This is a genomic window from Gordonia sp. 11cp (assembly GCF_057767225.1).
This window is the reverse complement of the sequence record NZ_CM173437.1, coordinates 767,532-791,843: the sequence shown is the minus strand read 5'-3', so window position 1 is coordinate 791,843 and position 24,312 is coordinate 767,532. Positions and strand designations below refer to the sequence as shown.

Here is a 24,312-nt window from a genome sequence, read left to right as displayed (position 1 = left end):
GCTGTGGGCAATGACCGCCGGGTCGACGGAGTGCTGAACGCAGAACACCCCGCGGACAACGCGCCCGCGGGGTGTTCTGGGTTGCGACGGTGAGAGATCAGGCCAGATCGAACCGATCGTTGTTCGAGACCTTCACCCAGGCCTTGACGAAGTCGTCGACGAACCGCTCCGCCGAGTCGTCCTGGGCGTAGACCTCGGACAGTGCACGGAGCTGCGAGTGCGATCCGAACACGAGATCGGCCGCGGTCGCGGTCCACTTCTTCTCGCCGGTGGCGCGATCGGTTCCCTCGTAGACGTTTTCGTCGGAGCCGGTCTTCCACTCGATGTTCATGTCGACGATGGTGCGGAAGAAGTCCGTCGACAGAACCCCGGGTCGGTCGGTGAACACACCGTGCTTGGCGCCACCGTAGTTGGCATCGAGCACCCGGAGGCCGCCGATCAGGACGGTCAGCTCCGGCGCGGTGAGATCCAGCATGTACGCGCGGTCGAGCAACAGCGACTCCAGCGGTGTCTTCTCGCCACCCTTGCTGTAGTTGCGGAAGCCGTCGGCCCGGGGCTCGAGGACCTCGAACGAGTCGACGTCGGTGCTCTCCTGCGACGCGTCGGTGCGGCCGGGGGTGAAGGGCACGGTGACCGGGAATCCGGCTGCCTCGGCGGCCTTTTCGACCGCGGCCGCGCCGCCGAGGACGATGATGTCGGCGAGCGACACCTTCTTGCCTCCCGACGCCGAGTCGTTGAAGTCCTTCTGGACCTGCTCGAGGACCGGCAACACCTTGGCCAGTTCGCCGGGTTCGTTGATCTCCCAGTTCTTCTGCGGCTCCAGGCGGATGCGTGCGCCGTTGGCGCCGCCGCGCTTGTCGGTGCTGCGGAAGCTGGCGGCCGACGCCCACGCGGTCTTGAGGAGCTGCGTCGGCGAGAGCACCTCGAGCAGCTTTCCCTTCAGGGAGGCGATGTCGTCGGCGTCGATCAGCGGGTGGTCCACCTCCGGAACCGGGTCCTGCCAGATCTGCGGCTCGGGAACCCACGGGCCGAGGTATCGGCTGACGGGACCCATGTCGCGGTGGAGGAGCTTGTACCAGGCCTTGGCGAACGCCTCGGCGAGTTCCTCGGGATGGTCGAGCCAGCGACGGGTGATGTCGGCGTAGATCGGCGACTCACGCAGTGCGACATCGGTGACCAGCATCGTCGGGGCGCGCCCGGGACCGCCGAACGGATCGGGGATGGTGCCCGCTCCCGCACCGTCCTTGGCGACGTACTGCCACGCACCCGCGGGACTCTTGGTGAGTTCCCATTCGTAACCGTAGAGGTTCTGGAGGAACCCGTTGCCCCACTGGGTGGGGGTGGACGTCCAGACGACCTCGAGGCCGCTGGTGATGGTGTCCTCGGCCTTGCCCTTGCCGAAGGACGACTTCCAGCCCAGGCCCTGCTGCTCGATCGGAGCGCCCTCGGGCTCGGGGCCGACCAGATCGCCGTTGCCCGCGCCGTGGGTCTTGCCGAAGCTGTGACCGCCGATGATGAGCGCCGCGGTCTCCTCGTCGTTCATGGCCATCCGGCTGAAGGTCTCGCGGATGTCCTCGGCGGCGGCCAGCGGATCCGGCTTGCCCTCGGGTCCCTCGGGATTCACGTAGATGAGGCCCATGGTCGTCGCGCCGAGCGGCTTGGCCAGTTCGCGCTCACCGGAGTAGCGCTTGTCGGTGCCCAGCCACGCATCCTCCGGACCCCAGAACACCTCCTCGGGCTCCCAGATGTCCTCGCGGCCGAAGCCGAAGCCGAAGGTCTTGAAGCCCATGGACTCCAGGGCGACATTGCCCGCGTACACCAGCAGGTCGGCCCAAGACAGTTTGGTGCCGTACTTCTGCTTGATGGGCCAGAGCAGACGACGCGCCTTGTCCAGGTTGGCGTTGTCCGGCCAGCTGTTCAGCGGGGCGAATCGCTGTGCACCCTGACCACCGCCGCCGCGGCCGTCGTAGATGCGGTAGGTGCCGGCGGCGTGCCAGCTCATGCGGATGAAGAGGCCGCCGTAGTGACCGTAGTCGGCGGGCCACCAGTCCTGCGACGTGGTCATCAGCGAGATGAGGTCTGCCTTCAGTGCCTCGACATCGAGCTTGGCGAATTCCGTTGCGTAATCGAAGTCTTCGCCGAGCGGGTTGGAGAGCGAGGAATGCGCGTGCAGGATCGAGAGGTCGATCTGCTCGGGCCACCAGTCCTTGTTGGTCAGCGGCGCATGCGCTTTGGGCTCCGGCGACGAGATGACCGGGTTCTCGCTCTCGCTGTTGCTTCGCGTCTTGTCGTCGGGATTGGGTGGACGGCTGTCGGAGGTCACGACATTCCTTTCGAGGGGGAACAACTGACGGGCTGTGATCACACGGGTGTGATCAGGTCGGGGCTGTACTGAGGCACTCGGGGCATCGTCCCCAGAAGATGACCTCGGCCTCGTCGAGGACGAACCCGTGGTCATCGGATGGGGTCAGGCATGGGGCTTCCCCGATTGCGCAATCCACGTCGGCGATTGCGCCACAGGCGCGGCAGACGACGTGATGGTGATTGTCTCCGGTGCGAAACTCGTAGCGCGACAACGAACCCGACGGCTGGATCCGGCGGATGAGACCGCGCTCGGTCAGGGCGTGCAGCACATCGTAGACGGCCTGACGAGAGACCTTGGGGAGGGTTTCGCGTACCGCATGGTAGATCGTGTCCGTGTCGGCGTGTGGGTGATCGTCGACGGCGTGCATCACCGTCACCCGCGGCTGGGTGACACGAAGATCTGCGGCCCGGAGTTGCTGGGCGTAGTCCGATGTGGATGCCACGCCATTCACCATAGGGGCGTCGGCGCGGTCTCGCACGGTTTTTCTGGATCTGATCCAAACTTCTTTTTCAGTCCCGACACGACGACGGCCGCCATCAGGTGGATGGCGGCCGTCGGGTCGGTCGGTCCGGCAGATCAGCTGTCGATGCCGACCAGGTCCTTCGCGAGTTCGGCGAATCGGATCTCGATCGCCGAGACCACACGCTGGCGGTTCTTGTGCGCCTCTTCGTAGGCGAGGGTGACGCGCAGGTCGGCAGGCTTGGTCAGCTCCTTGACCGCGGCCACGGCGTCGGTGACGTTCAGGCCGACATAGCCGTCGATCGGGAGATCTTCGGCCTCAACGGTTCCGGTGATCTCGCGCAACTGGTGGAGCGCGTCGGCGGCACCCTGGGCACCGTTGTCGCGAGCGCTTTCCTCGACGGCTTCGAGTGCCGCGTCACGACCGGCGGCGACTGTCTTGGACACGGCTGCGCCGGCGTTGCCGACCGCGTCACCCGCTCGCGACGCGGTCTCGGTCGCGTCGTCGACCGCACGTCCGAAGCGGCTGCGGATCGAGTCCACGGGATCGGGCAACTGGCGGGCGAACTCGGCGGTGCGGTCGATGGCCCACGATGCTCCGAGTGCCGGTGCGGTGAGGGCGCGTGCCGCCAGCCCGCTGGCCCACTGCGAGGGTCCGCGACGCAGCGCAGCCGGACCGCCGAGCGCCTCCTCGGCGAGAACCGTGGTGAGCCAGTGAACTGTGGCCGTGTGCGCATCGATGAGCTGATCGGCCAGGTTGACGAGCGTCTGGTCTTCCTGACCGGTGGCCAGCGCCTTGAGGTAGGTGGCGCGTGCGACGAGTCGCTGCTCCAGGGCGAGGTCGTCGAGCAGGGCCTCGTCGAGCGGCTGGGTCTGTTCGGCCAGCGTCTTGGCGACGGCTCCGAAGCGGCCCAGCACGGGACGGACCACGTCGGCGAGGCCGCCGCGGTCACGCAGCGCCGTCTCGATGGTGAGCGCGCGCTCGCGCGCATGTTCGGCGTTCTGGGCGAGTTCCTTGCGGATCGCGTCGGTGCGGGCCTGGGCCTGCCGGGTCTCGGCGATCTGGATCTCGGTGTGCGTCAGCGCGAGGATCGCGCGAAGTTGCTGGTGGACGGTCGTGGTGGAGACGGTCATCGGTTCTTGCTCCCCTCTGGTGCGGTTCGTGATCGGGCTACAACCCGAGTGTTGCCACGACGAGGGCATATGTAACACCCCACTCGAAATCGGTTGCGGCTCGCGAGGCAAAGGTCAAGTGCCGCAACGCTTGCTATGCAATGTGATGCGGGTCACACTTTCCCGCGGGTTGACGAACCGTGTCCGATTACGGTGATTCGCGCGTTATCGCAGGCTGACCGACCGGATGCGCGCCCGGGTCGGCGCCATACGTCGAGGTTTGGTGGTGTCCGCACCACGGGTACCACGGCGCGATGAGCCCGGAGCGGAGTGTTCGCAGCGCGGACCTCGACCTGGGTGGACAGGTCACCGTCGCGCGTATCGCCGACCATCTCGGGGTGCCGGTCGTCGGCGCCGCCGACGCCGGTTCGGCGGTGGTCCGCGACGTCGAGGACGATTCCCGGACGATTCGTCGCGGGGACGCCTACCTGGCGATTCCGGGCAGCCGGTGGCACGGACTCGACTTCGAGCGGGAGGTGGCGGCGGCCGGAGCCGTACTGGTGATCAGCGATCGCCCGTCGTCCCTCCTGCCCACGCTGGTCGTCGACGATCCGCGACGAGTCATGGGACCGCTGGCGTCGTGGTTCCACGGGGAGCCGTCGCGAGACCTGCGTGTCTTCGGCGTCACCGGCACGAACGGAAAGACCAGTACCACCCACTTCGTCGATGCCGCCCTCGCCGCGGCGGGCGAGGCCGGCGGGCTCATCTCCGGCGCGCGTATCCGGGGTCCCGGATGCGACACCGTCCCGGTGCGCACGACGCCGGAGGCGCCGATGCTGCAACGGACACTGGCGACGTTCCGGCGCCACGGCGTCACCTGCTGCGCCATGGAGGTTTCCTCGCACGCGATCGACCAGGGGCGGGTCGACGGCACCGTGTTCCGGGTGATGGCGTTGACCAACCTCTCCGACGACCACCTGGACTACCACGAATCGATGGAGAACTATTTCGCCACCAAGGCGGCGATGTTCACCGCGGAGCGGACGCAGATCGCCGTGATCGACATCGACGACGACTGGGGTGCGCGACTGGCCGGCGACACGACGACCGAGACCTGGACCTGTTCGACCACCCGCAAGGACGCCGATGTCGTCGCCACCGGGATTCGGACCGGACGTCTCGGGACCGAGTTCACCGTGCACACGCCGAACGGGCGAACCCGGATCGGGCTCCAGGTGCTGGGTCCTCATCAGGTCGGCAATGCCCTGGTCGCGCTCACCTCCGTGGTGGCCGACGGCGTCGACCTCGCCGCGGCGGCCGAGGGGATCTCCTCGGTGACCGGGATCCCGGGCCGATGCGAACCCGTTCACGCCGGGCAGCCCTATCGGGCGATCGTGGACTACATGCACAACACCGCGGGACAGCACGCGATGCTCCCGTACCTGAGGTCGCTGACGCAGGGCGGGCGACTGATCGTGGTCATCGGCGCGACCGGCGGGCGTGACCCCGGAAAACGGGAACCCCTGGGAGAGGTCGCAGCACAGCACGCCGACGTCGTGATCGTCACCGACGAGAGTCCCGAGGACGAGGACCCGGCCGCGATCCGGGCCGCCGTGCTCAGGGGTGCGCGTCGCGCGGCATCCGCGGTGGTCATCGAGGAGGCGGACCGGCAGACGGCATTCTCGCTCGCCACCGCCATGGCCGGTGACCGCGACGTGGTCGTGGTCACCGGCCGGGGGAGCGACACCTTCCGGCGGTATGGACCGGACACGACGTTCTTCGACGACCACACCGAGCTGCGGCGTGCGATCCTCGAGACGCCGCGCGGGTGACGCGGCAGGCGTCAGTTCGTCCCGGACAGCACGGCGTCACGGGCGGCCGCGGCGGCGGCGAGTTCGCGCTGGTACAGGATTCCGTAGGTGAATCCGTTTTCTCCCTTGCGAGTTCCGGCTCCGGCCCCCAGCTCGCGTAGCGTGCGGGCCGCCACGGCGGCGTCTTGGTGTTCGCCCAGTACGGTCTGGATTCGCTTGTACCGCTTGGCCTGGCCCCGCCCGGTCGACCGGTCGACTACCGGCGCGGCCAGCTCACCGGCGTACCGGGCCCGTTTCGCCGCCTTGCGCGCCCGGTGGAGATCCTCCTCGTGGCCGGTCGCAAGCGCGTGCGCGAGGCGCTTGTCGGCCTTGCGCGCGGCCCGGGTGGCGATGCGCCGCAACTCTTTCTTCGTGATCTGGTCGTCGGCGAGCGGGATCGAGTCGTTCCAGGTCGCGAGTGTCGACAACAGCACGAGGTACCGGTCCGACCGCATCTCGTCGGTGACGCTCTGCCGATGGTGGTGCTGCTGCGCGGAGAGCTCTTCCTCGATCCGCGCCGCGACCGGTCCGAGAACCAGCTCGTCGGGGAGTTCTGCCACCGCGGAGGCGAATCGCGCACGCAGGACCTCACGGTCACGCACCTCGCCGAGTACACCGGCGAACCATCGGAGTTCGTCGTCGAGACCCGCGAGACCGTCCGGTTCGAAGAGCGGAGCGGCTGTTCGGAGGGTGCTGCGCAGCCGTCGGATGGCCACTCGAACGGCGTGCACCGGGTTCGCGCCCCGACGCAGGGCGACATCACCGGCGAAGATCGTCGAGATCTGCTCCCGGACGTAGTCCGCCACGGCGACGGCGGCCGGCGAGACCGACGCGGCACGGCGGGGCGCTTCGTGCCCGACCGCGCGTTCGAACGTCGACGATGCCGACGCCGGACGGGCGCCTGCCCCGACCAGCCGTTTGCGCACGCTCTTCGGGATGGTCGTCGAGCCGGACCCCGCTCGCACCCCGACCTCGCGCCACGACGTGGCGGTGGCGACCGGGCCGGTGGCGGTGGCCGAGACGGTGTCGTCGACCACGTCGTACGCGACCTCGCCGTTCGCGTCGAGGTGCCGGTGGCGGGTTCGGTGCGTGTGGACGATCGCCGCGACGCGTAACGGCTTTCCGCCGCTCAGACCCCACAGGGCGTCGGCGATCGCCGACGGCACGGCGGTGGAGGGTGCGTCGATCTGCTCGGTGATGTCCTCGCCGGCGGACGGGGTCGTGACCCGCCAGCCGGCGTGCCGATCCTCATCCCCGCCGTCGGAGTCCCCGCCGTCGGAGTGGACGACGATGGTGCCGTGGGCGAGCAGGTCCCGGTCCTCGGTGTCGTAGTAGGTGTCGCTGAAATCGATCGACGAGATCTCGACGTCGCCGGAGTCGCCGAGGTCGGGGATCGCGCTGTCCAGACCGAAGTCCCAGCTGTTCTCGCGCGTCGTGTCGGTGCCCATTCCTCGCTCCTCACTCTCGCTGATGTCGATGAACCTGCAGAGGGTGTCCGATCCGGACATCCGATAAACCTCCCCGGCCGGTGCGATCACCTCACGCGCGGTGGTAGACGCCGTCACCGGAGCGGGCGACCTGCCCGTGGCGCAGGAGCCGCTCGAGATGGAGTTCGGCGGTGCGCTTCTCCACCGCGTCGACGAAGGGCAGCTGCACATGCGGGCGGTAGACGAGCCGTTCGACGACGATCTCGTCGACGGTGCGCGGCCGCTGCAGCAGTTCCAGCAGCCGCTCGTCGCGCCGGTGGATGACGCCCTCGTAGTCCGCGAGGCGCGAGCGGAAGTCGTCGGCGCCGGTGACCACCCCCTTCTGATGGAAGGTGCCGTACCAGCGGGCGTCGATCTCCCGCACCCGCGCGATCGACGCCAGGTAATCGTCGACGCTGCTCCCCAGGTCGCCGTACATCGGTCCGAACGAGGTGAGGTCGATGTCGGCGAGGTAGAGGAAGCCGGTCGGCTCGACCAGCACACCGGAATGTCCCGCGGTGTGACCGGGCAGGTGGACGACCGTTGCCGTGACGTCGCCGAGTTCGAAGACGTGCCCGTCGTCGACTCCGGCGGCGTCGGGAAAGCCGGGCGTCAGGTCGAAGGTGTCGCCGATCTGGGCGTCGAGGCCGGCTCGCTGTTCGTCGGTCAAACCGTAGTTGTCGAGGAGGACCTGGAGGGATCGCACGCCGTCGACATCGGCGTGGTGGGCGAACTTGTCCGCGGCGAAGTGCCGGAGGCCGGCGATGTGGTCCTCGTGGGCGTGACTGATCATCACCGCGTCGGGGTGCGCGGGATCGTGGTCGACCTCGAGGGAGGGATCGATCACCATGGTCGCAGCGGAGCCGCGGACGACGACGGTGTTGCCGTAGGGAAACGCGCCGCCGTGTGACGACGCGAGCACGGTCACCTCGTCGTAGCGGTTCTCGATGAAACTCGGTGCGAGGGTCACTTCGTCTGGGTACCCCGGCGGGTGAACGCTGTCAACGCCGCGGGTCGTCGGCGGACTCCTGCGGCGAGCCGGTCGTCGCGCGCAGCCACAGCGGGACGATCAGCCAGGCGAGGGAGAACACGACGAGCGTGACGACTCCGGCGATCGCCGACGGGACCGGCCCGGCGGTCGCGCCGAAGACGACCGTGACCGCACCGGACAACGCCAGTCCCAGCAGTGTCAGACCGGCGAACGAGAGGTAGTGCGCATAGGAGACGATCAGCGCGAGCTGGTGCTGACGGAACAGCGCCCGGTGCAGGGCCACCGGCGCGGCGAGCAGGATCGCCGCACCGACGGCGCACGACACGGTGATCAGGTAGATGGTCCGCAGCACCCCGCCGAGTTCCTCGAACCCGTCGTGAAACGGCAGGGTGAGCAGGAACCCGGTCAGGATCTGCACGCCCGTCTGCACGACGCGGAGCTCCTGCAGGAGCGAGTTCCAGTTGCGGTCCAGCCGTTGGGTTTCCGTTTCGTCGCGCTGGGAGCGGTTCCACTCGGCGTCGTCGGAGCCGGTGCGGTCGGTGTCCGTGGGCCTGGTCACCTGCCCATCGTCGCACCGGTGGGTCTCGTCGGGGCGTCAACTCGAGTCTCGAAGCGGTCACTCGTTCGTGGCCGGTCAGGTGTGTACCGAGGCACGAAACGTGCCAGGAGTACAGCACCCGCCGCCGACAGACCGGACGCCGCGAACACCGCGACCGACAACGGTGCGACGGCGGCCAGCCCCGCGATGCTCAGCGGTCCCGCGAGGAATCCCGCATCGTGCGACAACCGCCAGACGGCGAGGAACTCCGCCCGACCGTCCGCCGGCGCCGCATCGGCCCCGATCGTCATGATCACCCCGTTGCCGAACCCATTGCCGATGCCGAGAACCAGCGCCACGATCGCAAACCACGTCAGCGACGTGGTGAACGGGATGAGGAAGTAGGACAGCGCCAGTAGAAGGATCGACGGAATGGCGACGAACGTCCGCCCGAACCGGTCCATCAGATGTCCGGCTGGATAAGCACACAGCACGTCGACGGCCGCTCCCGCGGCGAACACGAGACTCGCGGTCGCCGGTGAGAGTCCGAGGTGATCCGACCAGAGCGGCAGCACCGAGTCCCGTGCGGCCCGGGCCACGCCCAGCAGCAACGACCCCATCCCGAGGGTGGCGAGGAGCCGGCGATGCCTGCGCAACGTGGCCCCGAGACTCATCGCCTGCGCCGACCCTCCTGCACCCTCTGGGTCGGGGAGCCGCACCATGAGTGCGCCGGCGATCACCACGGCGACCAGCTGGACGACGAAGCCGCCGCGCACGCCGACGAGAGCGATGGCACCGGCCCCGATCAGCGGACCGACGAAGAATCCGAACCGCATCGCACCGCCGAACAGCGACATCGCCCGGGCACGCCATGCGAACGGCACTGCGAGCGAGAGATAGTTCTGACGTGCGAGGCCCCACACCGCGTTGGCCAGGCCGACCGCGAGGATGCCGCCGAGCAGCACGCCGATCGAGCCTGCGACCAGGCAGGTGATGACACCCGCAATGGCGATGGAACTCGCCAGGACGATCGACCACCGCTCGCCGAGCCGTGCGACGACCTGCCCCGACACCAGGTCGCCGAGCACCTGGCCGAGTCCGACGACCGCCACGGTGAGACCGGCCAGCGCGAACCCGGCCCCCATGTCGATGGCCGTCAGCACCATGACCGGCGCCGCGGCGCCCTGTCCGATTCCGTAGGCCGCGGCTGGGATGTAGACGGTCCATGCGAGCGACCGCAGTGGCCGGGACCCGATCTCTTCGGTATGTGGCCCGGAATCTGTCTCGGACAGTGCCTCTCGGCTCCGGTTGCCGACCGGGGTCATCCGCGCGCCGTGGTGACCACGTCCCCTTCGACTCCGTGGCGGGAACCTGGCACGCGCGAGTCCGACGCGGGTCGATAGTGGCCCGACAGAGTCGTCTCGGCGTAGTCGTCACGGAACACCCCGCGGCGCTGCAGGATCGGGACCACATGATCGACGAAGTCCTCGAGCCCGCCGGGCAGATACGGCGGCATGATGTTGAACCCGTCGGCTGCCCCGGCATCGAACCAGGAGATCAGGTCGTCGGCTATCTGTTCCGGCGTCCCGGCGATCGACCGGTGTCCGCGACCACCGCCGAGGCGTGCGACCAGCTCACGGATGGTCAGATCCGATTCCGCTGCCAGCTTGCGCACAAGTGTCGATCGGCTCTTCTGGCCCTCGATCTCCGACTCCGGCGGCAGTTCGGGCAATCTGGCGTCCAGCGAGATGCCGGACAGGTCGCGACCGAAGATCGACGACAGTTGTGCGAGCGCGTAGTCCGGAGATATCAGGTCGGTGAACTCCTGCTCGAGTTCGAGTGCGCGGGCCTCGGTGTCGGCGATGTACGGGACCAGACCCGGCAGGATTCGCACGTCACCCGGGTCCCGGCCGTGCCGGACCGCTCGGGCCTTCAGATCGTCGTAGAACTCCCGTCCCTCGCCGATCGTCCGTTGGGCGGTGAACACCACCTCGGCCACACGCGCGGCGAGTTCTTTCCCTGCCTCCGACGATCCGGCCTGCACCAGTACCGGTCTTCCCTGCGGTGAGCGCGGCGAGTTCAACGGCCCACGAACACCGAAGAACTCGCCCTGGTGATCGATGGTGTGCACGCGGGTCGGATCGGCGAAGATCGCGGCATCGGGATCAAGCACCACCGCATCGACGTCCCAGCTCTCCCACAGCTTCACCACGACGTCGACGAACTCTTCGGCCCGGGCGTACCGGTCGGCATGGGCCGGTGTGTCGGTGCCACCGAAGTTGCGGGCCTCGTCGAGTTGAGCGGATGTGACGATGTTCCAGCCGACCCGTCCACCACTGATGTGATCCAGCGAATTGAAGGCTCGCGCCAGCGAATACGGACTGTTGTAACTCGTCGACGCCGTGGCGATCAGACCGATGTTCCGAGTGTGGGACGCGACCGCGCTCAGCAGCGTCAGCGGTTCGAAGATCGACTGGGTGTTCCGGGCGACGTTGGGGCCGACGGCCAGTGTGTCCGCCAGGAAGATCGAGTCCAAGCGTCCCCGCTCGGCGATCTGTCCGAGCTCGACGAAATGGTTGACATCGTGCAACCGGTGCTGATCGGTCCGAGGGTGACGCCACGCGGCTTCATGGTGGCCGACGCCCATGACGAACGCGTTGAGGTGCAGTTGACGAGGCATGTGGGAGAAGTCCACCTTTCAGGCGGGTCGGAGGTGACGGGTGTGACGTGTCAGGCGGTGGGATCGACGCGCCACGTCGAGAGTCGACGCTCGATCTGGACCAGTACCACGTTGAAGACGACGCCGACGAGCGCGATGGTGAGGATTCCGGCGTACATCTCCGGGATCTGGAAGTTGAGTTGCGAAGCCATGATGAGAAAACCGAGACCTGCGTTCGCGCCGACCATCTCGGCGGCGATGAGAACGAGGATCGAGGCCGCGGCGGACAGCCGGAGGCCGGTGAACACGGTCGGCAACGCGGCGGGCAGCACCACCTTCTGGAACAGCCGGAAGGGCGACAGACCCAGACTGCGTGCCGATTTGATCAGCAGCGGATCGACATTGCGCACCCCGGAGATCGTGTTCAGCAGAATCGGGAAGACGCACGCATAGATCACCAGCGCTACCTTGGACGTCTCGCCGATGCCCAGGATGAGGACGAAGACGGGGAGCAGCGCGAGCGGTGCGGTGTTGCGGAAGAGTTCGAGCGCCGGATTGAGCCACTGCGCGACCGTGCGGTACCAACCGATGAGCAATCCGAGCGGGACGGCGATGATCACCGCCACGACGAACCCCTGGATCGCGCGACTCAGACTGGCCGAAACATGCTCCCACAGCTGGCCGTTGGCGGTCAGCTCGGCGAGTGTCTGGAGAACCGTCGAGAGCGGGGGAAGGAAGGTGGAGTCCACCACGCCGATCCTGGGTGCGACCTCCCAGATGATCGCCAGCACGACCAGTACGGCCGAGGACTGGACGACGACCCGGCCGATCGACAACCCGGTGCCACTCGCGGACCGGACGGTTCGGCCCCTTCGTGCGGAGGGCGCGGGTTCGGCGATCGCCGGCGATTCGACAGGCCCGGGTTCGTCGGCAGCGGTGACGGTCTCGTGCTCGATCGCGGTGGAACTAGACATGGGTGGCTCCGATCCGGTTGTGCTGCAGTGACTTGTCCACTTCGCCTGATGCGTCGGTCCGCTGTTCGGGACGCAACGAGAGCCAGATCCGGTGACGGTAGTCGCGGAACTGCTCCGTCGACCGGAGGTCCTCGACGTCGTCGCGATCCAGCTCGATCTGGAGGACCTCTTTGATGCGTCCCGGACGTTCGGTGAGCACCGCGACGCGGTTGCCGAGGTAGATCGCCTCGTCGATCCCGTGGGTGATGAACAGAATCGTCTTGCCGGTTGCGGTCCAGATCCGGCGCAGTTCGTCCTGCAGCGACTCCCGGGTCTGCGCGTCGAGGGCCGCGAACGGCTCGTCCATCAGCAGGACCTCGGGGTCGTAGGCGAGGCTCCGGGCGATTGCGACCCGCTGCTTCATGCCGCCGGACAATTCGTGCGGATGGTGGTCGCCGAAGCCCGAGAGTCCGACAAGTGCGAGGTACTCGTCGGCGATCGCCCTGCGCTCCCGGCGTCCCACGCCCTTCGCCTCGAGTCCGAACTCGATGTTGCCGCGAGCGGTCCGCCACGGCAGCAACGCATACTGCTGGAAGACGATGCCCCGGTCGAGGCCGGGTCCGACGATCCGCCTGCCGTCGAGGAGGATCTCGCCGGAGGTGGGTTGCGTGAGACCGCCGACCAGGTCCAGCAGCGTGGACTTGCCACTGCCACTGGGTCCGACCAGCACGAGGAACTCGCCCTCGGGCGCAGCGATGGACACGTCGTCGAGCGCCACGAATTCTTCACGGTCGGCCGAACGGAATGTCTTTCGCACCCCGCGGAGTTCGAGTTTCGCCGTCGGGGTGGGAGCCGCGAGCGGGTCCGGCAGGGCGCCGGTGGTGGCGGTCTGGGTTGTTCTCCCGGCTCGGGGTGTGGTCGTTGTGGTCATGGTGCGTCTGCCGCCTTCACAGGTTGTCCGTCGGGCCCCGACTCGGGCGGGTAGGTGCCGTTCGCGTAAGGGTTGTCGTCGTTGGTGTAGAGGTCCGATGCGGAGAGCTTGTCCTTCTCGAGTTCGCCGTTGCGGACCAGCCAGTCGATCCAGAGCTGGATCTCCTTGTCGGCGATCACGCCGCCGGCCGCGGGGATCGACGAGCTCTTCCAGTACTCGGCGAGCTCCGGGTCCTCACCCTTGCCTCGGCCGGCGATGATCTTCTTGAAACGCGCGACCACCTCCGACCGCGGGGTGACCTGGGTCCACCGGATCGCGCGCGCGGTGCCCTGGACGAAGTCCTTCACCGCGTCGGCGTTCTGTTGTTTGAAATCGTCGCGGACCACATAGGTGCCGTAGCTGAAGTCGCCGAAGATCTTGTCCGTGAACAACACCCGTAACCCCCCGCGGTCGAGCGCCCGGTCGCGGAAGATGCCGCTGAAGTTGCCCGCGTCGATCTGGCCCTGCCGCAGCGCCTCCTCGGTGTTGAGGGGTGGGACGACGACCAGCTCGACGGAGTCGATCTCGCTCTTGGACAGGCCCTCACGCGCCAACCATTCACGGATCACGAACTCCGAGTGCGCACCCAGCGTGTTGACACCCACCTTCTTTCCGATGAGGTCGCGGGCGCTGCGGACGGGACCGCCGTCGAGGACATAGAACCCGTTGAAGGTCTCGGCGTCCGCACCATACGAGTCGACCACCGAGGTGATCTTGGACCCGCCGGCCGCGAGCTTGACGATGGCCCCGTTGAACGCCGATCCGAACTCGGTCTCACCGGTGGCGACCGCCTGGATCGCCTGAGGGCCGCTTGTGCTGTCGCCCACCGACTCCAGCGCGACTTTCTGGAAGTAGCCGAGGTCGGCGGCGAGTTCGGGGTACTGCACCGAGGCTGGGGACGTCAGGAAACGGAGCACCGTTTTGCCGTCGGCGGTGGTGGCGGGTTCGCTACCGGAGCTGCCGCAGGCGGTCGCGATCACCGCCACCACGAGCAGACCGATCAGCGTCCGCAGACGTGCGGGCAGGCGGACGGGCATGGTTCTCTCCTCTGTTCGGTGTCGGGCTCGTGACGAGCCACGACTGCGCCGGCGGGACTGCCGGCGTCGGGGCGGGCCCGGCACCTCGGTCGGTGTTCCGGTGCGGCCCGCACATACGCTGTCACGCCCGATCGGGAATCGGGCGACTAATGTCCGGGCTGGTTCAAATGATCTGCGGTGAAGCCGTTCTCGCCGGCCTGCCGAGGACATGTCGAAGTCGCTCCGCGGTCGACCGCATGATCGGGTGGATCTGGGTGATGAGGTCGTCGCGCAAGCGTAAACTGTTGGCCTGCACGCCGATCGACGCCCGTACGCGTCCTTGGCCGTCGAACACCGGCACCGCGATCGCGGTGACACCCTGTGACGGAGCGGAGATCACGTAACCGCGGCGTCGGGCCTGGGCGGCACCCCTGGTCGACGTACCCGGTTCTCGGACAACGGTTGTGGCACGAGATCGACCGAACGCGACGATGGCCTGTCCCATCGCGCTGAGGTCGAGAGCGGTGCGGTCGTCGGGAATCTGCATCGTGCACCATCGAACGGGCGGGCGAGCCGAGTACAGGGTCACCGCCTCCGGCCCGTCGGTGATCCCGAGGCTCGCAGTGATCCCGATGGTGGCCGACAGAGCATGGAGATGTGGAGCGGCGGAATCGATGTCGAGGCCGGGTCCGCGGCGTTTGGCAAGGGTGGAGATCGTCTCTCCGACGGTGTACGTCCCGTGATCGGCGCGCTCGAGCATGCCGCCCCGGACGAGGGCGGTGACGATCCGGTGCGTGGTGCTCGCGGGTAACCCGCAACGTTCGGCGATCTCGGAAACGGTGAGCTGACCGCTGTCACAGTCGAACGCGTGCAACACCGCGACGGCGCGTTCCACCGCCTGTGCGCCGGACCGGCGCTGCTGCTCGAGATCGGCCATGTCGGCTCCTCGTCACCACATGACCGGTCGGGCGACTCGGCCGCTCCCAATCGTGGCGGGCGGTGCCTGGTCGCGGAAACCGTTGAGCCCAGGATGAACTTATCCGTGCGACTTTTCGGCCGTGCGCGGGTCGTGTTCCACATTGTGGGGCGAGGTCTTGCCGCGGGCCGTGGCGCCCGGTAATCCCCGATGGTGTCACCCCGTCCGACCCGGTCCGGCCGGCGGAGGCGAGTTCTGGTGACACTCAAGTAGACCAGGAGTTCTCACATGACCTCAGTCCTCGACCGTTCGCGGCCGTCATCTCAGCTCACCGTCGAACCCATCGCCGGTTACATCGGTGCGGAGGTCTCCGGCACGAATGTCTCGGAGCCGATCTCTGACGTCACCGCGGAGGCGTTACGCTCTGCCCTCTTCGAGTACAAGGTGCTCTTCTTCCGCGACCAACCGATCAGCCATGCCCAGCAGATCGAGTTCACGAGGGTCTTCGGTCCGGTCACCGACGCCCACCCACTCGGCTACACCGACAAGTCACCGGACGGGCATCCCGAGATCCTCGAGGTCGACTCCAGGACCTACGCACGACGTGGCGGTGCCCGGAAATACAGTTACGCGAGTTTTTGGCATCAGGATGTGACCGCGCTGGTCAATCCGCCGGCTGTCACGGTGCTGCGCGCCGAACTGGTGCCCGACTTCGGCGGCGACACCACGTGGGCCGATCTCGGTGCCGCTTACGACAACCTGCCGGCATCGTTACAGCGATTCCTCGAGGGGTTGTACGCCGAGAATCGCTTCGGCGGACGGACACCGAAGTGGACGTCCGACTCGGAAGCACAGTCGCTCACCGCGGAGGCCAACATCGTCAGCGAGCACCCGGTTGTCCGTGTCCACCCGGTCACCGGCCGTAAACTGCTCTACGTCAACCCTGGCTTCACCAGCCGCATCCTGGGAGTCAGTGCGAGCCAGAGCGACCGCCTGCTCGATCTGTTGTTCGCAGAGATCACCGATCCGGCCTACACCGTCCGGATCGGCTGGACCCCGAACAGCATCGGTGTCTGGGACAACCGCGCGACCATCCATCAGGCCCCGACCGATCTCGATCACCTCGACGTCGTCCGCGTGCTGCACAGGACCACGGTGGAAGGTGACATCCCGGTCGGCGTCGACGGCCGTCAGTCGCGATCGGTCTCCGGCGAACCCTTCCTGGCGCGCTGACCGCTCCCAGAACCATTGACCCCCAAACTCTTTCGAGAGGAACGAGCATGACCATCATCGACACCACCGACGCCGTCCGTACGGCCCCCTTCCACGTCCATCCGGCGGCCGGCCACATCGGCGCCTACATCGACGGCCTCGACCTGGCCGCACCGCTCGAGGGCGAGACCGCCGAAGCCCTCGTCGACGCGCTGCACCGCAACAAGGTGCTGTTCTTCCGCGACCAGCGACTCGGACACGCCGAGCACATCGCCTTCTCGCGGACCTTCGGTCGCGTCACCGCTTCACATCCCTATGACGATGACGCACCGACGGAGTTCCCGGAGATCCTGAAGGTCGACAATCGGGACTACGAGCGAAAGTTCGGCGTCAAGGCCGCCGGTTACACCAACGAGTGGCACACCGATGTCACCGCCCTCGTGAATCCGCCGGCGGTCACGATCCTGCGTGCCGACACCGCGCCGGACCGGGGCGGCGACACGAGTTGGACCAACCTGGCCGCTGCTTATGCCGGACTGCCGAAGTCGCTGCAGGAGTTGGCCGACGGGTTGCGTGCCGAGCACCGATTCGGGGGCCGGCACCCGATCTTCGCCGCCGACAGTTCCTACGGCCAAAAGGTGCAGAAGACCCCGCTGGTCACTGAACACCCCGTCGTACGGGTACACCCCGTCACCGGGGAGAAGCTCCTGTTCGTACAGCCCGGTTTCACAAGTCGCATCGTCGGATACAGCCGCAAACAGAGCGACGCGCTCCTGGACCTGCTTTTCGAGGAGGTCACCAATCCCGCGTACACGGTCCGGTTCCGTTGGCGCGACGGCAGTGTGGCGGTCTGGGACAACCGCGCCACCGCGCACCTGGCTCCCGGTGACATCAACCATCTGGACATCCACCGCACTCTCTACCGCACGACGGTCGAGGGCGACATTCCGGTCGGTCCCGACGGCTCACCGTCGGTGTCGGTCTCCGGCGGCCAGTTCGTCGGATCGTGACGTTTCACCCCACCTGAGAGGACAGCCCGACATGACCTTGCCGAGAAGACGATCGCCACTCACGGGTCTGACCATCGTCGTCGCCACCCTGGCGATCATCCTGACCGGTTGTGGTGGCGGTGGTGCCGTCACCGAGGACGGCAAGGTCGTCCTGCGATACCAGGGCACCCCCTCACAGGTGCGGTGGTACGAACTCGCAGAGTCGCTTGGGTATTTCGACGAGGTGTCACTCAAGTGGGTCGGTGACACGACCAGCGGACCGCAGGACATCCAGTCCGTCGCGACCGGGGAGATCGAGATCGGCGGGGCCTTCAACGGATCCGTCGCCAAATTGCAGGACGCCGGAGCTCCGATCGTATCGGTGATCTCCGACGTCGGCTCGGATGGCGACACCTTCCATGGTTACTACTCCCTGGAGGGCAGTGGGATCAGGACGGCCCGGGATCTGATAGGCAAGAAGGTCGGAATCAACACGCTCGGTGCGTACCACGAGTATGCGATCGTCGAGTGGCTGCACCGAGAAGGACTGACAGACAAAGAGATCAAATCGGTCCAGCTGACGGTGGTCCCGCCGATCAACACCGAGCAGGCCCTGCGATCCGGCCAGATCGATGCAGGCAACCTGGGCACCATCTTCAAGGACGTGGCCCTACATTCCGGTGGACTCCACGAGATCTTCCGAGACACCAGCCTGATCGGCGATCTCGCGATCTCCAGCACGGTCTTGCGGCGCGACTTCGTCGAGAAGAACAAGGCGGCCGTCGCCGATTTCGTCCAGGGGTACGCCCGGGCACTGCGGTGGGCCCAGTTGCATCCGCGCGAGGAGGTCGTGGCCGAGTTCGTCGAGATCATCGAGGGGCGTGGACGGAACGAGAACACCGACTTCGTGAAACAGTGGAAGAGCGCGGGCGTGCCGACCCCGGGCGGGGTGATCGATCCCAACGAGTTCACGGTCTGGATCGACGAGGCCGTCCGGCTGGGCGAACTGAAACCGGGCATCGACGCCAAGACGCTGTTCACGAACGAGTACAACCCCTACTCGAACGGGACCTATGCGCCCGACGCCGACGAGAACGGCAACAAGTCCGGGACCTGACACCATCGAGGCGCCCTCCCTTCAATCCGAAAGCACCGAAAGATCACGCCGTGCGCCGACGCCACAGGAGCGCTGGCGCGCGCGGCGTGATCGGAGGACGATCGGACCATGGCCACGTCGATGGACGAACTCACGATGTCCCAGCTCGGTTCGCTGCGCTGGGCGGACATGCGCCGGCGGGTGCGCGCTATGGTCGACGGGCAGGTCGTCGTCGACTCGGCGACGGCCCTCCAGGTCTGGGAGCCACATCGAGTGGTCGGGTGCTACGCCGTACCCGCTTCCGATGTTGTTGCGCGACTCGACAATCCACAGCAGACCGACGCTGCCGCCGAACATGCGTCGATCCTGACGCCCGACGATCCGTTCGCGCTCCACACCACGACCGGCACGGTCTACGACCTCCAGGCCGGCGGACGGACACTGCGCGGCGCCGGGTTTCGGCCGCAGGACCCGGACCTCGCCGATCACGTCCTGCTGGACTGGTCGGCTTTCGACGAGTGGCGGGAGGAGGACCAGACGGCGATCGGTCATCCACACGATCCGTTCCAGCGCATCGACTGTCTCGACACCAACCGGCATGTTGTGGTGACGGTGGGCGACACGGTCCTGGCGGAGAGTCGACGCCCGACGCTGTTACTCGAAACCCATCTGCCGCCCCGTCATTACCTTCCGCGCGAGGATGTCCGGATGGACCTGCTCGTCCCGTCGGACACCGTCACGGTGTGCGCGTACAAGGGTGAGGCGAGCTACTTCTCGGCGATCGTCGGCGACGACGTCGTGCCCGACGTGGCGTGGACCTACACCGATCCGCTGATCGACGCCGAGCCAGTGCGGGACCTCATCTGCTTCTACGACGAGCGGGTGGAACTGACCGTCGAGAACTGAAACCGTTCTGCTGTCCGGGGTTTCCCGAGTGCCGTCACAGCTCTCCGTGGTAGCGGTCCAGCCCCGAGCCGTTCGCCTTCTTGCTGCGTCCGGTCGGTGCCTCCTTGGCACTGCGCACCCACTTCCCGGTGCGGTCGAGAGTGGGCATCCGCTCGGAGAAGAATTTGCTGTAGCGGGTCGTCCCGTCGACCTTCAGCACACCGTCCTGCACATCGATGTGTGCAACCGTTGCCCAGAACGAGTTCTTGCTGTTGCCGACATGGACGAGGATCTCGTCGCTGTCCGGCTCGGGTAGGCCGTTCTTGCCCGGTCGTCCGTATCGGATCGCCACCCGCGGCCTGCCGAACTTGTCGATCGCACCGGCCCCGTTGTCGACGGATTGGTACACATTGACGAGGAGATCGCCGTTCTCCTTCGGTAGCACCGTGACCTGCTCGACGGCGGGCTTGTTCCCTCGTCCTGGACCGCGGCTGTCCCCGTGGTGCTCGATGAAGGGCCAACTGCGTAGGTCGCCACGGTGGCCCTGCTCGCCGCTGATGACCACATACTTGTGCGCGACCTCGTCGCGGCAGAAGAAGTACACGTCGAGGTCTCCCTGGCCGTACTGCTTGACCCGACCGTCGGCCTCGTACACGGCGCCGCGCCCGTCCCACTCGAGGCCGACGGTGAGAACCCAATCCGAGGATCCTTTGCGAAGGTCGATGGACGCGGTCTTTTCCGTCGAGTCCTTCGTGATCGAGACCTTGACCTTGGACATGTTGATCGGTGATCGTGCTTCCGGCGCCGGTTGGGCGGCAGGTGTCGGAGGGGCCGGCGTCGCGATCTGTGCAGTCTGCTGGTTCGGCGCGTCGTCGACCACGATTCCGAAGTCGGTGGCGAAGGCGGCCAACCCCTCGCGGTAACCCTGTCCGATCGCGTCCAGCTTCCAATCTCCGTCCCGGCGATAGAACGCCACCAACTGGAGAACTGTCTCGGGGCCCGGGTCCGGTGGGGTGAACGCCCATGTGCCCGAACCCGAGATGGTCACCGTCAGCGGGCCGATCTGTTCGACAGTCTTCCGCTGTGCCTCGGTACTTGCCGCAACGACTATCCGGTCGACGTCCGGGGGCGCCGACGGCAAGTCGACGACACAAGAACTCGAGCCCTGCAACCGGACTCCGGAGGAGCTGGGATTGTTGAAGAAGATCAGGTCGTCGTCCGTGCGGACCTTGTGCCCCGCGGTCAGGAGCACTGCGATGAGGTCGACGTCGTCGGGCGAACCGCTGTGCACCTCGACGAGGTGCGCGGTCGTGCTCAGGGCGGTCTTGGAGCCCTTGGTGAGCTCGTCCACAGGTACTCCTCGAAAGGTGGCGATGGGGCGGGCCAATGATATGCGGGGGCGCTGTCGGGGACCACGCAGCCAGCCGACGGACATCCGACCCCGTCGGTTCACGAAATGACAGCTGCCACTAGGATTGTCAGCCAACCGAATGACATTCGGCTCGATCAGCGCAGCGAGTAACGGACCGGCAGGTGCTTGAGTCCACCCACGAAGACGGTTGCGGCCAGCTCGGGCTTTCCAGCCGGTTCGATGGTGTCGAGCCGCGGGATCAACTCGGCGAAGAAGCTCCTCATCTCCATTCGAGCCAGTGCGGCGCCGAGGCAGAAGTGGACGCCGTAACCGAACGACAGGTGTTTGTTGGGGAAGCGGCCGACGTCGAAGGTGTGCGGATCGTCGAAGACCTCTTCGTCCCGGTTGCCCGATGTGTAGGCGAGATAGACGGATTCACCCTTGGCGATGGGGACACCCCGCACCGAGGTGTCCTCGGCCGCGGTGCGCATGAATTCCTTGACCGGCGTGGTCCATCGGATCATCTCCTCGACCGCGGTGCCGATGAGTTCGGGTCCGCGTCGGAGACGTTCGAGTTCACCGGGATTCTCGATCAGCGCCCGTAGCCCACCGGAGATCGCGTCCTTGGTGGTGTCGTGCCCGGCGCTCGCCACGATCACGTAGTACGACGCGGTGTCCACGTCGGAGAGGGGCTCGCCGTCGACGAGGCCGTTGGCGATGGCCGACGCGAGGTCCTCGGTCGGGTGAGCGCGCCGGGAGTCGGTCAGCTTGCCGAAGTAGGCGAAGAAGTCCAGGAGTGTCGCCATTCGCTCCTCGAGGGTTGCCCCTCGCCGGTACTCGGCGTCGTCGGCACCGAACATCTCCTGTGTGAGCTGGTGCATCCGCGGAAAGTCCGCTTCGGGGAGACCCAGCAGCGAGAGGATGACGTACAGCGGGAAACCGACCGCGATCTCCTCGACGAAGTCGCACTCCGGGCCGATGTCGCGCATCCGGTCGACGTAGCGCTCGGCGAGTTCGTCGACGCGCGACTGCAGATCCCGCAGGGCCTTCGGTCGGAACCAGTCGGCGCCGATCGCGCGGACCTTGCGGTGATGAGGGTCGTCCATGTGGATCAAGGTGCGCAGTCCCGCACCGGATTCGAGCTGCGCTCGTGCGGCGTCCTCGGCGGCCGCGGTGGTCAGCACCGGTCGCGGTTCACTGAGCCACAGGTTGTTGGCGCGCTCGATGTCCATGATGTCGGCGTGCCTGGTGATGGCGTAGAACGGCCGGTACGGACCGTGGTCGACGCGCGGCACCGGATCGTGCGCACGCAGGTACGCCATCGCGGCATGCAGTCGCGGCTCGTCGGTGTAGGCCTTGGCGTCGGCGAAGACGCTGGCGGCGTCGTCGGTCATGCTCGTGCCCGCACTGCTTGTCGCCACCGATGCTTCCTTCCGTCGAGAGGTGCTCCTCGCACCGAGTGTCCGATATCGGCGTGTTCGGGGTCGGCGGATTGGCGAACATGATCGCTTCACGCCGGCCCATCCGGGACGGGTCACGCGCCGAATGGCGGCCATGAGCACCGCGACCGAATCCGGCGAGGACGCCACCCCGACTTCCCGCTGCGACGGCGCGACGACTGCCGACTCCACCGGCGACTATCTGCCGATCGCCGACCACGGTGTCATCGGTGACCTCCGCACCGCGGCCGTCGTGGGAGTCGACGGGCGGATCGACTGGTTCTGCTGTCCGCGGTTCGACTCGCCGAGCGTGTTCGGCTCGTTGCTCGATGCGCACCGGGGCGGCGCCTGGATGGTGGAACCGGTCGACGGTGATGTCACCACCCGGCAGTTCTACCTTCCGGACTCCAACGTGCTCGTCACCCGCTTCCTGAGCGAGGACGGAGTCGCCGAGGTGCAGGACCTGATGCCGATCGCCAGACCACACGATCCCGACCACCGAACGCGGATCATCCGTCGGATCTCCTGTGTGCGGGGTTCCGTCCGGTTCCGCGTGACGGTCGCGCCGCGGTTCGACTACGGCCGTGCGGAGCATTCCCTCGTCGTCGAGGACGAATCCCGGGTTCGCTTCGAGACCGACGACCTGGTGCTGCATCTCGTCTCGACCGTCAGCGTCGACACGGTCGACGACCGGGATGCGCTGGCCGACTTCACCGTCGAGACCGGCGAATGCGTCACGTTCGTCCTCGCTCCCGACCCCATCGGGCCGGAACTACTCGACCACGACAGTTCTCCCGCGGTCGTCGCCGCGACCGTCGCGTTCTGGCAGGACTGGGTCTCTCGGTCCTCCTACACCGGCCGATGGCGGGAGATGGTGCATCGGTCGGCGCTCACACTCAAACTGCTGACGCATGAACCATCCGGGGCGGTGGTGTCCGCGGTCACCGCCGCACTTCCCGAAGAGATCGGTGGCGAACGGAACTGGGACTACCGCTATGTGTGGATCCGCGACGCGGCGTTCACGCTCTACGCGTTGCTCAGGCTGGGGTTCACCGACGAAGCGAGTGCGTTCATGGACTGGCTGACCTGCCGATTCGACGACGGCGCTGACGTGTCGGGAGATCTGGGGCCGCTGCGATTGATGTACACGCTCGACGGCGATCCACCACCGGCCGAGACCGAGCTCGATCATTGGGAGGGTTACCGGCAGACCTCGCCGGTGCTGATCGGGAACGCCGCCGCTGATCAACTCCAGCTCGACATCTACGGCGAACTCATCGACTCGGTGTACCTGTACAACAAGTACGGACCGGGCATCTCCTATGGATCGTGGACACATCTGTGCACGGTGGCCGGCTGGCTCGTCGACAACTGGGATCGCCCGGACCAGAGCATCTGGGAGGTGCGCAGCAAGCCGCAGGACTACGTCTACTCGCGCGTGATGTCGTGGGTGGCGCTGGAGCGGATGATCCGGATGAGCCGTCAGCGCGGACTGCCCGGTGACGTCGCCGGTTGGATGAAGGCCCGCGACGACATCTTCGTACAGATCATGGAGCGGGGTTGGAACGCCGAGGTGGGAGCGTTCGTCCAGACCCTCGATTCCGACCGCCTGGACGCGGCACTGTTGCTGATCCCCGCCGTGAAGTTGTTGTCGCCCACCGACGATCGGTTCCTCAGCACTCTCCAGCGGATCGAGGAAGAACTGGTGAGCGACTCCCTGGTGTTCCGGTACGACACCGACGGCGGGCACGACGGCATCGACGGATCCGAGGGCACTTTCTCGCTGTGCTCGTTCTGGTACGTCGAGGCGCTCACCCGGACCGGCCGTCTGGGCGACGCGCGTCTCGCGCTCGAGAAGATGTTCACCCACGCCAACCACCTCGGCCTGTACGCCGAGCAGGTGGGTCTGACCGGAGAACAACTGGGCAACATGCCGCAGGCGTTCACCCACCTAGCGCTGATCAGCGCGGCCATCAACCTCGATCGGCAGCTTGGTGATTGATGCAGGTGCCGCGGATCCGGTTGCGGTTTATCCCGGCAACCG

20 protein-coding genes are annotated in these 24,312 nt (G+C 66.9%); 6 read left to right on the top strand and 14 right to left on the bottom strand.

Annotated features, from left to right (window positions below; genetic code table 11):
* Window positions 1-97: 97 nt before the first annotated feature.
* The 3 genes from katG to AC3B6C_RS03280 all read right to left on the bottom strand — a co-directional run bounded on the left by katG (window position 98) and on the right by AC3B6C_RS03280 (window position 3,958).
* Window positions 98-2,323, bottom strand: a complete 2,226-nt coding sequence (gene katG / locus AC3B6C_RS03290; RefSeq protein ID WP_488374909.1) for a catalase/peroxidase HPI — start codon at window positions 2,321-2,323, stop codon at window positions 98-100.
* A gap of 52 nt (window positions 2,324-2,375) precedes the next feature.
* Window positions 2,376-2,819, bottom strand: a complete 444-nt coding sequence (locus AC3B6C_RS03285) for a Fur family transcriptional regulator (protein WP_010844737.1) — start codon at window positions 2,817-2,819, stop codon at window positions 2,376-2,378.
* 122 nt (window positions 2,820-2,941) lie between these two features.
* A complete protein-coding gene (locus tag AC3B6C_RS03280) occupies window positions 2,942-3,958 on the bottom strand; it encodes a ferritin-like domain-containing protein (protein ID WP_488374908.1) in 1,017 nt (338 codons plus the stop codon).
* Between the two features lie 293 nt (window positions 3,959-4,251).
* Here AC3B6C_RS03280 and AC3B6C_RS03275 point away from each other — a divergent pair, with 293 nt between their 5' ends.
* Window positions 4,252-5,769 (top strand): UDP-N-acetylmuramoyl-L-alanyl-D-glutamate--2,6-diaminopimelate ligase, encoded by a 1,518-nt coding sequence (locus AC3B6C_RS03275; protein WP_488374907.1) that lies wholly within the window; start codon window positions 4,252-4,254, stop codon window positions 5,767-5,769.
* A gap of 11 nt (window positions 5,770-5,780) precedes the next feature.
* Here the strand turns inward: AC3B6C_RS03275 and AC3B6C_RS03270 are convergent, their stop codons facing one another.
* From AC3B6C_RS03270 to AC3B6C_RS03230, 9 genes are all read right to left on the bottom strand, one after another.
* Window positions 5,781-7,235 carry a CYTH and CHAD domain-containing protein gene (locus AC3B6C_RS03270; RefSeq protein ID WP_488374906.1) on the bottom strand — a complete coding sequence of 485 codons (1,455 nt, stop codon included), beginning with the start codon at window positions 7,233-7,235 and terminating at the stop codon, window positions 5,781-5,783.
* Between the two features lie 91 nt (window positions 7,236-7,326).
* Window positions 7,327-8,223, bottom strand: a complete 897-nt coding sequence (locus tag AC3B6C_RS03265) for an MBL fold metallo-hydrolase (RefSeq protein ID WP_488374905.1) — start codon at window positions 8,221-8,223, stop codon at window positions 7,327-7,329.
* 31 nt (window positions 8,224-8,254) lie between these two features.
* A complete protein-coding gene (locus AC3B6C_RS03260; RefSeq protein WP_488374904.1) occupies window positions 8,255-8,803 on the bottom strand; it encodes a DUF6328 family protein in 549 nt (182 codons plus the stop codon).
* Window positions 8,800-10,107, bottom strand: a complete 1,308-nt coding sequence (locus AC3B6C_RS03255) for an MFS transporter (RefSeq protein ID WP_488374903.1) — start codon at window positions 10,105-10,107, stop codon at window positions 8,800-8,802. Before AC3B6C_RS03255 ends, AC3B6C_RS03260 begins: the two co-directional genes overlap by 4 nt.
* Entirely contained in the window at window positions 10,104-11,462 is a 1,359-nt protein-coding gene (locus AC3B6C_RS03250; RefSeq protein ID WP_488374902.1) for an LLM class flavin-dependent oxidoreductase, read from the bottom strand. Before AC3B6C_RS03250 ends, AC3B6C_RS03255 begins: the two co-directional genes overlap by 4 nt.
* A 50-nt stretch (window positions 11,463-11,512) precedes the next feature.
* Window positions 11,513-12,415 (bottom strand): ABC transporter permease, encoded by a 903-nt coding sequence (locus AC3B6C_RS03245; protein WP_488374901.1) that lies wholly within the window; start codon window positions 12,413-12,415, stop codon window positions 11,513-11,515.
* Window positions 12,408-13,325 (bottom strand): ABC transporter ATP-binding protein, encoded by a 918-nt coding sequence (locus AC3B6C_RS03240; RefSeq protein ID WP_488374900.1) that lies wholly within the window; start codon window positions 13,323-13,325, stop codon window positions 12,408-12,410. Before AC3B6C_RS03240 ends, AC3B6C_RS03245 begins: the two co-directional genes overlap by 8 nt.
* Window positions 13,322-14,401, bottom strand: coding sequence for an ABC transporter substrate-binding protein (locus AC3B6C_RS03235; protein WP_488374899.1), 1,080 nt, complete (start codon window positions 14,399-14,401; stop codon window positions 13,322-13,324). Before AC3B6C_RS03235 ends, AC3B6C_RS03240 begins: the two co-directional genes overlap by 4 nt.
* 163 nt (window positions 14,402-14,564) lie before the next feature.
* Complete coding sequence (locus AC3B6C_RS03230; protein WP_488374898.1) at window positions 14,565-15,317, bottom strand: IclR family transcriptional regulator; 753 nt, start codon at window positions 15,315-15,317, stop codon at window positions 14,565-14,567.
* Between the two features lie 267 nt (window positions 15,318-15,584).
* On the opposite strand from AC3B6C_RS03230, the gene AC3B6C_RS03225 reads away from it, so the two are divergent.
* The 4 genes from AC3B6C_RS03225 to AC3B6C_RS03210 all read left to right on the top strand — a co-directional run bounded on the left by AC3B6C_RS03225 (window position 15,585) and on the right by AC3B6C_RS03210 (window position 19,499).
* Window positions 15,585-16,529 (top strand): TauD/TfdA dioxygenase family protein, encoded by a 945-nt coding sequence (locus AC3B6C_RS03225; protein WP_488374897.1) that lies wholly within the window; start codon window positions 15,585-15,587, stop codon window positions 16,527-16,529.
* A 47-nt stretch (window positions 16,530-16,576) separates the two neighbouring features.
* Complete coding sequence (locus tag AC3B6C_RS03220; RefSeq protein ID WP_488374896.1) at window positions 16,577-17,518, top strand: TauD/TfdA dioxygenase family protein; 942 nt, start codon at window positions 16,577-16,579, stop codon at window positions 17,516-17,518.
* A gap of 31 nt (window positions 17,519-17,549) precedes the next feature.
* Window positions 17,550-18,614 carry an ABC transporter substrate-binding protein gene (locus tag AC3B6C_RS03215; RefSeq protein WP_488374895.1) on the top strand — a complete coding sequence of 355 codons (1,065 nt, stop codon included), beginning with the start codon at window positions 17,550-17,552 and terminating at the stop codon, window positions 18,612-18,614.
* A gap of 108 nt (window positions 18,615-18,722) precedes the next feature.
* Window positions 18,723-19,499 carry a DUF427 domain-containing protein gene (locus AC3B6C_RS03210; protein ID WP_488374894.1) on the top strand — a complete coding sequence of 259 codons (777 nt, stop codon included), beginning with the start codon at window positions 18,723-18,725 and terminating at the stop codon, window positions 19,497-19,499.
* 34 nt (window positions 19,500-19,533) lie between these two features.
* On the opposite strand, the gene AC3B6C_RS03205 is transcribed toward AC3B6C_RS03210, so the two are convergent.
* Complete coding sequence (locus tag AC3B6C_RS03205; protein ID WP_488374893.1) at window positions 19,534-20,829, bottom strand: TerD family protein; 1,296 nt, start codon at window positions 20,827-20,829, stop codon at window positions 19,534-19,536.
* A 155-nt stretch (window positions 20,830-20,984) separates the two neighbouring features.
* On the bottom strand, window positions 20,985-22,223 hold the full coding sequence (locus AC3B6C_RS03200) for a cytochrome P450 (protein ID WP_488376213.1): 1,239 nt from the start codon (window positions 22,221-22,223) through the stop codon (window positions 20,985-20,987).
* 151 nt (window positions 22,224-22,374) lie between these two features.
* Here AC3B6C_RS03200 and AC3B6C_RS03195 point away from each other — a divergent pair, with 151 nt between their 5' ends.
* A complete protein-coding gene (locus AC3B6C_RS03195; RefSeq protein ID WP_488374892.1) occupies window positions 22,375-24,270 on the top strand; it encodes a glycoside hydrolase family 15 protein in 1,896 nt (631 codons plus the stop codon).
* Window positions 24,271-24,312 lie beyond the last annotated feature (42 nt).